General features: G+C 37.1%; 10 protein-coding genes and 4 pseudogenes. 5 read left to right on the top strand and 9 right to left on the bottom strand.

Features of this window, described 5'->3' with window-relative positions; genetic code table 11:
* Window positions 1-140: 140 nt before the first annotated feature.
* From C6344_RS01650 to C6344_RS01620, 5 genes are all read right to left on the bottom strand, one after another.
* Window positions 141-761 carry a hypothetical protein gene (locus C6344_RS01650; protein ID WP_106072670.1) on the bottom strand — a complete coding sequence of 207 codons (621 nt, stop codon included), beginning with the start codon at window positions 759-761 and terminating at the stop codon, window positions 141-143.
* A 143-nt stretch (window positions 762-904) separates the two neighbouring features.
* Complete coding sequence (locus C6344_RS01645) at window positions 905-1363, bottom strand: AraC family transcriptional regulator (protein WP_060596057.1); 459 nt, start codon at window positions 1361-1363, stop codon at window positions 905-907.
* Between the two features lie 686 nt (window positions 1364-2049).
* Window positions 2050-3183, bottom strand: coding sequence for a Rap family tetratricopeptide repeat protein (locus C6344_RS01630; RefSeq protein ID WP_066031014.1), 1134 nt, complete (start codon window positions 3181-3183; stop codon window positions 2050-2052).
* Between the two features lie 244 nt (window positions 3184-3427).
* Window positions 3428-3949: a ClbS/DfsB family four-helix bundle protein gene (locus C6344_RS01625; protein ID WP_060596056.1), complete on the bottom strand. Its 522-nt coding sequence runs from the start codon at window positions 3947-3949 to the stop codon at window positions 3428-3430.
* Window positions 3950-4365: 416 nt separating this feature from the next.
* Complete coding sequence (locus C6344_RS01620; RefSeq protein ID WP_060596055.1) at window positions 4366-5523, bottom strand: MFS transporter; 1158 nt, start codon at window positions 5521-5523, stop codon at window positions 4366-4368.
* Between the two features lie 127 nt (window positions 5524-5650).
* Here C6344_RS01620 and C6344_RS01615 point away from each other — a divergent pair, with 127 nt between their 5' ends.
* From C6344_RS01615 to C6344_RS01605, 3 genes and pseudogenes are all read left to right on the top strand, one after another.
* Complete coding sequence (locus tag C6344_RS01615; protein ID WP_060596054.1) at window positions 5651-6541, top strand: LysR family transcriptional regulator; 891 nt, start codon at window positions 5651-5653, stop codon at window positions 6539-6541.
* 203 nt (window positions 6542-6744) lie between these two features.
* A pseudogene (gene cuyB, locus C6344_RS01610) lies at window positions 6745-7442 on the top strand (cysteate racemase).
* 23 nt (window positions 7443-7465) lie between these two features.
* Window positions 7466-8341: pseudogene (locus C6344_RS01605) on the top strand (LysR family transcriptional regulator).
* Between the two features lie 43 nt (window positions 8342-8384).
* Here C6344_RS01605 and C6344_RS01600 read toward each other — a convergent pair.
* Window positions 8385-9281, bottom strand: a complete 897-nt coding sequence (locus tag C6344_RS01600) for a macrolide 2'-phosphotransferase (RefSeq protein WP_066031016.1) — start codon at window positions 9279-9281, stop codon at window positions 8385-8387.
* 597 nt (window positions 9282-9878) lie between these two features.
* On the opposite strand from C6344_RS01600, the gene C6344_RS01595 reads away from it, so the two are divergent.
* Window positions 9879-10127 (top strand): DUF2651 family protein, encoded by a 249-nt coding sequence (locus tag C6344_RS01595; RefSeq protein WP_024424983.1) that lies wholly within the window; start codon window positions 9879-9881, stop codon window positions 10125-10127.
* A gap of 42 nt (window positions 10128-10169) precedes the next feature.
* Here the strand turns inward: C6344_RS01595 and C6344_RS01590 are convergent, their stop codons facing one another.
* Window positions 10170-11000, bottom strand: coding sequence for an SMI1/KNR4 family protein (locus C6344_RS01590; protein ID WP_106072669.1), 831 nt, complete (start codon window positions 10998-11000; stop codon window positions 10170-10172).
* A 106-nt stretch (window positions 11001-11106) separates the two neighbouring features.
* Between C6344_RS01590 and C6344_RS01585 the strand changes: the two are divergent.
* A pseudogene (locus tag C6344_RS01585) lies at window positions 11107-11220 on the top strand (glutamine amidotransferase); the annotation flags it as partial.
* A 98-nt stretch (window positions 11221-11318) separates the two neighbouring features.
* Here the strand turns inward: C6344_RS01585 and C6344_RS01580 are convergent.
* Both C6344_RS01580 and C6344_RS01575 read right to left on the bottom strand, forming a co-directional pair.
* Entirely contained in the window at window positions 11319-11495 is a 177-nt protein-coding gene (locus C6344_RS01580; protein ID WP_066031018.1) for a RapH phosphatase inhibitor, read from the bottom strand.
* Window positions 11485-12568 (bottom strand): annotated as a pseudogene (locus tag C6344_RS01575) (Rap family tetratricopeptide repeat protein). The gene C6344_RS01580 and the pseudogene C6344_RS01575 overlap by 11 nt, the downstream one beginning before the upstream one ends.
* Window positions 12569-12613: the final 45 nt, after the last annotated feature.

The following is a 12613-nucleotide window of genomic DNA, read 5'->3' as shown; positions in this document are numbered from 1 at the left end:
TTCTTTCTATCTCCATGTTCGCTTTCGCGTCTAGTCTATCTTTATTCATTTTTGAGAAAAACATTCAACTACAATGACCGGACCAGCTTTTCTTGGGTACACATAAAAAAAAGAAACCACATCAAACTGTGATTTCTTCTCTATGAGCGGTGATTAGCAGATTTCATCATTGCTTCAATATCATCATAAACCTCCTGCAAATTTTCCCGTTCAGCTAAGTAATGAGCGTTGCTTTTACGAACAGGTCCATCACATTGCAAGAAGTTGATCGTGATCGTTGATGATTCTTGATCATTCATAGTTAATCTTAATTCAAGCGTCGAGACCTCTTCTTTATCATCACTCTCAGCTGAATATTCAATTGGCACACCATCTTCTAACATCTCAACTTGTTTCAAATCTTTCAAGGAAAGCTCAGTGACTGCAAATCTATATTTTCTAGATGAGCCGCCAGGTTGATGTTCAATATAGCGCAATTTCTCTAGCTCATCATCAATCGCAAATCCCTTATCAACCTGCTCTGAAAAGATATATGTAGATGCCTGAAATCCATCTTCGTGAAAAAACATCATCATCTTATCTAATAATATGTTGGGATCATTCTGTTCTTTTCGTCTTTGTAATCTACCGGCTATGAATAAAATGACCAGTCCTCCGATGATGCTGAGAGCCGTTCCCAGTCCATTTCCTACTTCTACGAAAACAGTAAAACCTAAAATAGCAATCATAAAAGCAATGACAATGCCTATGATGAATATCACACAATGCTCCTCCTATCATGCCCCTTCATGAATGGTTTAGCCATAGTATAGCATTTGAAGCAAGATGATTTAAGAATGTAAATCTGATATGCAGAAAAACAGACCATAAAGGTCTGCTTTCCCATTGAATTTCGATAAAGTGTTTAAAAGATAGGCAGTAAGAATTCACACACCTTATCTTCGCCTTCCTCTTCTCTATATCGCTCTATAGTAGGTGCCTGACGCATGTTCAATTGATTGTTCTGAATATAGTCAGGTAATTGACTCCAAAACAAATTCACTTTTTCAGTTGTATGCCTCATTGTAAAAACAGCATACTTTCCCCCTTCAAAATGACCAGTCTGAACCATTTGATCATTAGAGAAATCTCTATTTGTCATGATCATGAGGTCATATCTGCATTTTTCAGGTAAAGTCCTTGCAGGATCATCTTGAGGAACCCCGTATATGCCATGTTTCTTTAATTCATCATTTAATTGATGTTTATTGATCCATTTTTTAAAATGCTTCATCATTTCTATATTCATTTTGCTTCCATACGGTCCTATATTCCTCATATACACCATCTTCATATTGCTTAATATTTCAATTTTGCAATTCATGATTTCCCTCCAACTCTTATTGGAAGATTGGCCAATCATTCCTTACATCCAACGGTAACACCCTTTAAAATATAATGCAGTAAGTTATTAAAAATAATTGAATGTATGATGGAAAAACATTTACAGGAATTGCGATTTAGATCATAAATTAAGTCATCTCATTTTCTCTTAAAATAGCATGTCCAATTTTTAAAAATAAAAAAGAACGGTCTTTAGCCGCTCACTTGTTTATTGATTTTCCTTTGAAGATTTAGCAAAGAGAAGGGTGACAATCAAATAGATAATTGTTCCGAAAAATAGACCATTTAACAAACTGATAAACAACATCTTACAAATCAGGCCAACATAATAAGACGCTGGCGTCCCTGGAAACACAGCCATATTGAACAGACTAATCATAAAGGTTAAAGCAAAAAATATAATGAAAATCCTTCGAAATAATGTTGATTTTAACATTGTCATTTTACTTCCTCCTCAGTATGTTTTCTATGGAAAAAATATTCTTTATTCATAGCATATATTCCGTTTTATAGTAAAAAGCCCTTAAAGGGCTTTTTACTTAAGCAGTATAACCAATACTTGCAGTATGACCTCTCCTAGCTTCATCATGACTTGCTGTCACTTCTGACGTAAAATAACTAACAACACTTATGACACTAATCATCACGAATACTACTGATAACGTTTTAAATTTCATACTGACAGTCCCCCCGCTTCACTTGAGTTTGGAAATAAAGAATCTTTTCATAGAAATGCATCGCATTGTCTTTATCTCCCATCTCATTATAATATTTTGCAGCATCTTTTGCTAAATCTTCTAGGTCAGGATACATTGACTTTATTTCTAACAATTCCATTATTTTTTCCAACTGCTCAAAATTGTTGTCAATGTATAGGGATCTTAAAAACTTGAATATCAATAATAGAACATGATCTTTCAGCTTTTCAGATAGTTCTATTCCGTTATTTAAAGCGTATGTACCTAAATCCTGTTCTTTCATTTTGAAGTAGGCTTTTGACAACATAATGAGCGGATCTAAGATTCTATTTAAATGCTCGTATCCCTGCTCTCTAAATGCACTAATCGAGTCATTAAAGTGAATAATCGCTTGTGCTAATTCTTTGTTATGAAAATAACTCAACCCTAAATTATAAAGTGCTGATCCTTTTAATCGTTTTGTTGAGTTGTCGGCGGCTTTTTCTAGTGCGTGTTGAAAATGGGGTATTGCTTTTTCGGGGCAGCCCATATCTATATAGTTTAATCCAATGACAAAAGAACATTGGATTTCTCTTACTGTGTATGTATCTTTTTCTCGATAACATTCTATTGCCTGTGCGATATGGTGCATCGACATATGGGTTTGTTTCATGTGGTAATAGATTTCTGCCATCTTGTAATTGAACTCGGCACGTTCAATATCGTCGCTGACAAGAGACAGCTTTTTTTCTGCCCGCTTATAGAAGGTAATCGCATTGAGGTATTCGTAGTTTTCAAATTCGTACATGCCGTAGAAAAAATTGAAGTAATACTCGAGCAATCCTGTTAATTTCTCTTGATCCCTTTTGATCTTCATTGCGAGTTCCCTAAAGTTCGCCCGCTCTTTTCCATTTTCTAAAGGATTCAAGTAATCAAGCATTAATTTATGTCTGAACTCCATAAGTGAGAAATACAATAATAAATCCTGATTCTCTTCCATATGATCAAGCATTGATTTGATTTCTTCTTTATATGCCTCGGCGTCCGGTACGTTAAATCTTTGAATATGATAATACCATTCATTGATTTTCAAGCCGACGTGAGAAGAAAGCACTTTCTCCATCCGTCCTTACCCCTCCCTCTATTTTCCCTATAATGACATATATTATCATTTTGTGAATCGTCCGACACCGAAAAGAAACCGCAAAAATAAGAAAAAAAGCTCCTGTAAAGAAGCCATGTGAGTGATCGTAATTTTGATAAGAAGGAATAACTGGGCTCGAATCAGCGCCCCCTGTTCTCTCTAAAATAAGATGATACAATCAAGTTTAGTTCTAACGAAATATGTACATCGTATATCCTTCACGTCATACTTGTTTTAATCGTTTCCATTTACGAATTTGAGTACGGAAATTTTTAAAAGGAGCAACGGTATTCACATGAATAAATTTATAAACTGGCCAAACAGCCTTTGCTGTCGCATCATCCGCCCATTTTCGTTGATGAGGTTCAAACACTTCTTCTTCACTCATACGATCCAACATATCACAAATAGTTAAAACATTCTGTTTGAGCTGAGCTCTTAATGCGACTAGTGATTGGCAGGCATACTTCTCATTAAAAAGAGAATATAATGTGCCAAGCTGATTCCATTTATAACCTTCTGCTGGCGTATGGACAACCTTTCCTTCAGTTTCGTGTTGCTCCCATTGAAGCAGCAGGGTTGTCCAACCAACTTGATAGGCCAAATTTTCTGCAGGAGTTCGGCTTACATCCTCTATTCGATCATCTTTCATTTCTTCTGGAATCATATTGAATTCTTCATCGTATTGATTGTACGTCTTCATGATTGCTTGCTTTAAAATGTCTTTCGACTCATAGCTTGTCATATTATTCACCTCTAGTTCTTTTTATGCAAATTTTTCTCGGAACATATCTTGCAAAAATAACTGGAGCTCATGATACTGAATTATTCTATCGCCTTCTGTTTTACAGTCTCTATTATAATCAAACTCTTAATCGAGCAAAAAAGCAATAGCATTTCTGGTTAAATGAAAGGATCACTGGTGTTTACTCCTAAAACAACAAAAGAGAGACAATACTTGCCTCCTTTAGATGACTCTATTATTTTGTGAAATATTCCATTATTGCGCAAACTCAATAAAGAAAAGCTATAAAAGCGGCTGCGAAAAATGAAGACATTCCTTACGTTCCATCATAAACAAGCACCCAGTATCTCTACCCAGGCTCCCCTTCTTAAGCAATAAAACCTCCCCGTTTTGATTGAAATGTGAAGCAGCATGATTTAACTCGACACTTCTTCCTCTTTTCTACCTAATTTCATTGATAACTGAACACCAATCATCAATGAGACAATGACGAGCATTGCGACAATGGAAGCTTGAAAATGTCCGCTTAGATCGAAAACCAAGCCAATGAAAAACGGACCAAACCCGCCCATGATGTATCCGCCCATCTGCGACATAGCGGACCATGTACCAGCCTCCTCCGGTGTACGCGTCTCAATAATGGGCAGCATAAGTGCTAAGGGAAATAATCCACCTGCCCCAATCCCTAGAAAAATGACGGCTGGCAAAATAGGCATTGGAAGTAGAAGGAAAATAAGGCCGATCAGCTCTGACACGCTGCATAAAATCAGAAATAATTTCGGTTTTCCTAAGCGAGTGACGACTCCTGGAACGAGTAGTGCCACCGGAATCTGAATCAGTGTAAATATCGTTAGCAGCATGGCGGCATACTGTGGACTATTTCCAAAACTAAGGGCGATGGGTGAAATCCATGCTGTTATCGAATAGAACATACTGGACATAAAGCCAAAGAACAAGGTGAATTGAATGGCTTTTTTGTTTCGCAGCGGTAGCCTTAGCGGTAAAACTGCATGATCAGCCTGTTGTTTTTTCCGAGCCAGCCCTAGCCACAAGATCAATGCGATGATCCCTAAAACCGCCCAGCAAGATAAGGCGAACGGAAGGCTATGCTCACTGCGAAGGTAAATCGGAATGGTGAAGCCGGAAGCAAGTGCTGCCCCTATTGTCATCGAAATAGAATAGACACTCACAATCCCCGGATTTTTTGGGAAATACTTTTTGATAAAACTAGACAACAAAGGTCCTGCAAAGCTAATCCCAACTCCTCCTGCAAATGCAGTGATGAGAAGGATGGCAACCGTTTGACTCGTCCCACGTAGTCCAGTAGCGATTGTGATGAGAAGAATCGAGAAAAAAAGCGTTCTCTCTAAACCAAAACGGCGGCTTAGTTTAGTTGCTACAGGTGCAAACACCCCCATGCACAAGACCGGTAAAGTGGTTAGAAGACTTGCTGTCAGTGCACTGACACCAAGGTCTGTTTGGATCATGCTCATCATAGAAGCCACGGACGTAATGATTGGGCGCAAGTTTAGAGCAGCTAAAAATAAAGCGGCTAAATAAAATATTTTTTTCATCAATGCTCTTCTTCCTCTCTCATCTTGTTGAAGTTACTTTGAGTATAAATCTGCCGCATTCATTGATCAATACAATAATTCGTATTATGATGATAGTAAAAAACTATTAATTATGAAAGGATGACAAATGGATACTCGGCATATTACATATTTCATGGCTGTATTCGATCATTTACATTTCACAAAAGCTGCTGAGCAATTAGGGATATCACAGCCTACATTAAGCCAACAGATTCGGCTGCTTGAAGCAGAAGTTGGGATGCCGCTCTTTGATCGAATCGGTAAAAAAGTCGTTGCAACTGAAGCGGGTTCTCTGCTTTATCAATATGGTATGAAAATGCTTCAAGCTGAAAGAGATGCAAAAAATGCGATGAAAGAACTGTTATCTGAAAAACGAGGAAACGTTCGACTTGCAGTACTCCCCTCCGATCTTGACTTTCAGCTTGTTCCGCTATTTGTAGAATTTAAAACACTTTATCCCGAAACCAATCTGAAAGCATATTCAACGATCTTCGTTCGTGAAGAAGTACTGTCGCATAAAGTGGATCTCGGCATCGGGCTGCGTGGGCCTGCGGATAAGCGTCTCGTTCAAATTCCACTTGGAAGTGAGCCCTACGAATTATTTGTTCATTCAGAAAGTGATCTAGCCCAAAAGAGTGAAGTGACATTGGAAGAGCTGACGCAGCATGCCTTGGTTATGTATCCGAAGGGATATCTAGGAAGGGATTTAGTAGATGACGTATGTAAAGAACAGGGTGTTGAACTGGACACCGTCATGGAAGTTGGGTCCGCATCTTCATTATTGCAGCTGGTTGAAGCCAGCATCGGTGCAACCATTCAGCCGCGAGGGTTGCTGCAATACCATTCGACGTGGCCAAATATTGTTTCGATTCCTATTGCTGATCCGGCGCCTGTTCGTCACTTGGAATTAACTTATTATGCAGATCGATTTGTCAGTAAAGCACAGCAGCAGCTATCTGAATGGCTGATAGACTTTTTCAAATCAAAAACAAACTAAAAAGTGAGGTTAAAACATGAGTGCAAACAGCATATTTACAAGGACACACCGGGTTGTTATTCGCCAATTTCAATCAGAGAGGGCCGCTAAGTGCTATTAAAAGACGCTTTTGATAAACCTTCTATATACATATAGAACTTTTCTATAACGCTCACCATGCTTTCTTTTTTTATAATAGAAAAAAAAGAAATGTGGTGGCGTATATGTCTACAACGATCGGAATTATGGGCGGGATGAGTCCTTTAGCAACGATTGATCTGATGAAAAAAATCATTTCTCATACACCAGCGATAAAAGATCAGGATTATATCCATGTGATTGCTGATAATTATCCTCAAATCCCTGATAGAACCAATGCCATATTTGGGAAAAGCGAAGATCCTACAGATGATATGATTGCATCAGCTAAGAGATTAGAACGTGCAAAGAGCGGACTTTATTCTCATTGCATGCAATACCGCTCACTTCTTTTTAGAAAACGTACAACATTCCACCCATATCCCTATTATGAATATGCCATTAGAAACCGCAAATTACCTGAACAAACATCAATATACATCTGTGGGCTTACTATGTACTGATGGAACATTAAAAACCCAGCTCTATCAAAGGGCTTGTGCTCATCACAAGATTGACGTCATGATTCCTAGTGAAAATCTTCAGAAACGTTATGAATGGGATATATGCGGTGAAAGCAGGAAAATTAAGTAAAGGCGAAAGTGAATTGGCGTTAGCTGCAGAAATTTTAATCAATCAAGGAGCAGAAGCCATCATTGCCGGCTGTACAGAAATCCCCTTAGTACTAAGGTCAACTAAAGATGTGAAAGTGATTGACCCTACTGTCATTTTGGCGAAAGAAGCTGTAAAATTAGTGTATGAGCTTGAAAAGCTAAACATTTAAAGAACGTAATATAAGGGGATAAAATGAATATTGAGAATATAGAAGTGTTTATTTATGTATGCCAGCTAGGCAGTATCAATAAAGCTGCGGAAGCACTGTATTTAACCCAGCCTTCTGTTTCGGCACGTATTCAATCGTTAGAAAAAGAATTAGACCTGAAATTATTTGATAGACAGAGAAATAAACTATCTCTGACGGAAAAAGGTGAACAGTTTTACCCGCATGCCAAAAAGATCCTCCATTCTTATCAAGAAGCAAAGCATAGTCTCAAACAAACGATGATCCCTTATGAATTGACGATTGGATGCGCATCCTCTATTTCCAATAATCTATTGCCTAACATATTACCCGCACTAAAAGAAAAATACGAAAACCTGAAAGTGAAAATCGTAACAGGACATTCAAAGGATGTTGTCAAAAAAGTGATTAACAACCAAGTAGACTTTGGGATTGTCAGAACTGAAACACATCCTCAAATTGAATCAATCCCTATTTTCAGCGATCCAATCGGGCTGTTCGTCCCAACTCATCACCCGCTCGCCAGCCATGACAACATCAATATGAAAGAACTAGAAGAACAGCCTTTTATTTTCTTTGACTATGGATCATTTGATTGGTTGATGCTCCACCGATTATTTCAAAAAAACAACATCACACCGAACATTTCCATTGAGGTTGATCATATGGAAACCGCAAAAAATTTAGTGCTTTAAGGAATGGGACTATCGTTTCTTCCTCATCATTGTGTTAGAAATGAGGTAGAACAAGGAACATTAAAACAAATTTCAATCGATCCATCCATCAATTTCAACATCAATATCGAGTTCATTTATAAAAAAGGAAGATCCAAATCAGTTTTCATCGATCAACTCAAACAGTTTTTTCATGAATTAGATTAAAAAAAGCCCTTTTCAGGGCTTTTTTTGGATTCGTTCTGATTGATTAGCTTTCGTTTGCCAACATGTATGCTGCAGTTTGATGCATATCTTTCAATCCTGATCTCTGTGCGTACTCGGCCACAGTGATCGCACTTGTAGCCAGAAGTTCTATTATATGTTCATCCATTCCTGGCCAAGTTCTCCCGCCTGCTTTTTCATACGCATGGATAAGTTTTGTTAATCCTTCTTTCCCAAAGAGAAGTTGATGCGACAAAAAGTCTGCAGATACATCACCAACCCCCACTTCAGACCAATCAATCACACCCGTAACACATTGATTTTCATCAATCAGGATGTGGCCTGGATGTAAATCTCCATGCTTCACCCCCACAAAAGGCGGCCATAAAGAATCTTTAGCTAGCCATTCTTGCCAGCGCTCCCATAAACCGCTGTTAATGGCGTATTGCGATTTGACACGTTCCATTCGCTGTTTCATTGATCCTCTTAATTCATGAGCACTGAGCATCTCCACACCGATCGTTTTAAAAGCCTGTTGATCTAAGGAATGTACATTCGCTAAAACTCTTCCTAATGATTCATAATAAGCTTGCGGTACATTCGTTTGATCAAAACTCCACACATAAGATTGCTGTTCCACATCAATACTAGCTGCCGGTACCCCCTCTAATTGTTTATAAGCAATCAGACTTTCTGTAAAGATAGACCACTTAGGGAGCTGAAAGTGAACCTGCTTACTAATATGATCTAATGTCTTTTTTTCCTGTAAGGTATGTTTCATTGATTCAGGTCTGCGAGGCATTCGTAATATCCATTGATCACCATGTAAATCTTCGACATGTGCGACACGGAAATCCACACCTGATTCATTTATTTTGATGGTATTCTCTAAAATTTCTAAACCGTGATGATTGGCTAACTGCTTTAATTCTAGTCTATTCATATTCTTTTCCTCCAATTGCTCATTTATTCATGATCAACAGGCGTTAAGAAAATCATCAAAAAAACCACAAATAGGCTGCTATCTGTGGCTAGAGTAAACACGGCTAGACTCATATCTCTCTTTATATCAATAAAAAATTACAAAAAAAGACAGAAACGATATCTGTCTGTCTTCAAGTAAAGTTACATACTTGACCGCTGAAGATGTTTAAAAATGTGCAGACTACCCCGTTTACTCTGTTTGATGAAAACAGAGCCTTTGAACATATGAAATTATTGATTGTTCAAAGTTTGCTGGCGTAATCTTCCTGCATGCATCATCTTTAACCATCCTCCTCTTTGTCATATAAAGTTACTATACTTTATTTAAATATGACTTTCAATAAGATTACAAAAAAAAGGATTTAAAATCATCCGACTTCCCATCGAATTACATATAATGTAATAAATGCATTTACTTATGTTATGATATGGTTATTGATTCTTTTGTCTAATAAATTTATTAAACTCAAAAACCCGATGTACTATGAATTTTGAGTGTATGAGAGGCAATTAGAACAAATCAAATGTAGCTAAGTCATTTAAAGGGAGAATTGGTATGACTCATTTAGAATTCGTATTCGGCTTGCTTCCAGTAAGTATAATCATCGCTTCTTTTATCGTCACATTGTTTGTACAAAAGGTTTATTTTATGCCAGTTGTGAGCTTTATCATTTTGCTCATCCTGACATTTACACTTTTTAATGTCTCTTTCTTAGGGTGGTCAGTTGTTTACACTTTAGGCTCATTCATTGCTTCATATATAGCATTATTCATCATGAAAACTTTAAATAAAAAGAGGTCTTAAACTACATTTTAAAAGCCCTTTTCAGGGGCTTTTATTCTTTCACTATCGTTTTTTCACTGGATGAATGTCTTCTCCCAAAAAAGCGGTATTAGGCTCACCACTATTTTCTAGAAACTCCGCTATTTCTTTCAACTCTTGATTGATACGGTCATTCCTTGGCATATCCGGGTTTAACGGAAGGATGGAGTGAATCGTTGTCGCTGCTTCATACAAAACATGTTGATCTTTTATCTGTTGGATGCATTGTTTCATACGATTGAAAAACCATTCGATCTCTTCTGTTTCTTCCATCGGATAATGTGCCATTTTGAATAGATTCTGCTGACGAAGGTCCTGCCTATCAAATATGTGTTCAAGCTCTTCTTTACTGACATATAAATCCGAAGCTTCCTCCTCAATCTCTACTACTTCGACCATCGCATCTTCAGCTGTATATAACTGCCCAATAAAATCATCGAAAGTATCTGCCAGCTTAAAATCTACTTCCAGCTCTAAATCGAAATAGTGAATAGGAGGATGTTCCTTCGTTTTTCGATAATCCATTGCGATCCATGTATCTTCTTCTCCGCTGATGATCACAAGTTCCTCAGGCAGATCCAATTCATCACTTAACTGGGGACTATTCATGATGCCATCATCTTTGGCGATTCCTCTTAAATGGTCAAATTGAACATGATCCTTAGCCCATGAATTCGGCTGTTCAGTTGGAAAAGCATTACGAACTGTAAAGTCGCCATTCCATTCTAAAATGAGCTTTTTATATGTATCAGGTAAAGTGACTCCAAGTGTTGCCTCTATTTTACGAATTTGTTCCTCATCTATCTTTTCTAATGTGAAAGGGCTCTCTTCTTCTTTTTCCCAGAATGATTTCAAAGTGGATGCCTCTCCATATCTATTGATCTCAATATAATATTGACCAACTATTCATTCGCTCATTTGATGCGATTGATTTTAAAACGAATTGAAGGAGCTGCAAGTGATGAAAAAAGCGTTTTTTCTTATACTCGACGAGTATGCAGATTGGGAAGGTGTTTATTTAGCATCTTCAATAAATCAAAGGGAAGATTGGTCAGTTCATACTATTTCTTTAGAGCAAATGGAAATCCACATGTTTAATTTAGATAGAAGATATCCGTAAAAGAATTCATTCCCAAAATGAAAACAGACCTCTTAAGGTCTGTTTCATTTCACCTATACGTTTTGCGATTTTGCATTTTGGTCGATCATAATCGTGTTTCGATTTGTTTTTTGTTGTTCTTCCATTGTTGTATTTCGAATCGATTTTGTTTCAATGGTTTTCAAGGTTTCTACAGCTGATACACTCAATAATACAATGCTTAATATGAATAGTACCCTTTTAATAATCATATAGACATTCTCCTTTTTGAATATCATTTTGAGCCTTTAGAGCCTTTCTGTAATATTCGGCAGCTTTTTCAAAGTCCCCTTTTTTTTCATAAAATAACCCGATACTTTGAGCAAATGCTTCCACATAGACATGTAGTTTCTTTTCTTCAAAAATATCCAACACTTCTTTAAACGCTTGTTCATCAGTATCCATATAAATCGCTTTTAATGCTTTAAATAACAACACACTTAGCGAATCATTTACCTTTAAGGAATACATAAGACCATCTTCAACTAGCAGATCTGCTTCATCAGTTTGATTAGACTTGTACAGCGACCAACACAAACTAAATAGAGTGATTGGCTTTATGTCATTTTTTTCTGAGGATATTAAATCTAACACTTCTCTATAATGCTTTATTGCCTCTGTATATTTTGATTGCCTATCATATGTATTACCAATATTTAATAATGTTTTTGCTACTAAACGTTGATCGTTTGCGCCCACAGCAATTGAATAAGCAGTTTTTAAGTGTTGCAACGACTTTTCATATCTTTTGAAATCATCATAATTTCCTGCAATGCTCATGTTCTTTATAAATATCTAGCGCCTTTATGATGTGATGCATAGAAACATGCGTTTGTTTCATAATATAGTAGGCTTCAGCCACCTTGAAGTGAAACTCCGCTTGCTCAATATCATCTACAACCAGTGCGAGCTGCCTCTCAGCGATCTTGTAATATTGAATGGCCTGTACATATTCTTTTATACTGAACTCATACATGCCATGAAAAAATGCGTTATAATAATGCAACATGCCGGATAATTTATGATTTGAATTTTCAATTTTATCCACTAGGTCTGCAATGGATAAAGACCGTTGCTCTGAAGGTTTGATATAATCAAGCATAAGCTGGTGGCGAAAGCACATCAATTGATAATAAATCAGTAAATCCTGATCCTCTTCCATCCATTCAATTTCTTTTTCTACCTCAGCTTTCAAAATCTCTGCATCGGGTACACTGAATTGCCGAATCATTTTATACCATTCATTTATTTTCACACCTACATGTGAAGAAAGAACTTTCTCCATCCCTTATTCCCCTTCCACTAGACTCCCTTATATTACATTTATTAT

Source organism: Bacillus sp. GBSW19 (assembly GCF_002998655.1).
In the GTDB taxonomy this organism is placed as follows: Bacteria; Bacillota; Bacilli; order Bacillales; family Bacillaceae; genus Bacillus.
This window is presented reverse-complemented; position numbering and strand designations above follow the sequence as displayed.

Excerpts from the sequence above, each read along its gene's own strand:
- C6344_RS01595 (WP_024424983.1), top strand. The coding sequence starts at position 9,879 with ATGACTCATTTAGAATTCGTATTCGGCTTGCTTCCAGTAAGTATAATC.
- C6344_RS01580 (WP_066031018.1), bottom strand. The coding sequence starts at position 11,495 with ATGATTATTAAAAGGGTACTATTCATATTAAGCATTGTATTATTGAGT.
- C6344_RS01600 (WP_066031016.1), bottom strand. The coding sequence starts at position 9,281 with ATGAATAGACTAGAATTAAAGCAGTTAGCCAATCATCACGGTTTAGAA.
- C6344_RS01620 (WP_060596055.1), bottom strand. The coding sequence starts at position 5,523 with ATGAAAAAAATATTTTATTTAGCCGCTTTATTTTTAGCTGCTCTAAAC.
- C6344_RS01645 (WP_060596057.1), bottom strand. The coding sequence starts at position 1,363 with ATGAATTGCAAAATTGAAATATTAAGCAATATGAAGATGGTGTATATG.
- C6344_RS01630 (WP_066031014.1), bottom strand. The coding sequence starts at position 3,183 with ATGGAGAAAGTGCTTTCTTCTCACGTCGGCTTGAAAATCAATGAATGG.
- C6344_RS01625 (WP_060596056.1), bottom strand. The coding sequence starts at position 3,949 with ATGACAAGCTATGAGTCGAAAGACATTTTAAAGCAAGCAATCATGAAG.
- C6344_RS01615 (WP_060596054.1), top strand. The coding sequence starts at position 5,651 with ATGGATACTCGGCATATTACATATTTCATGGCTGTATTCGATCATTTA.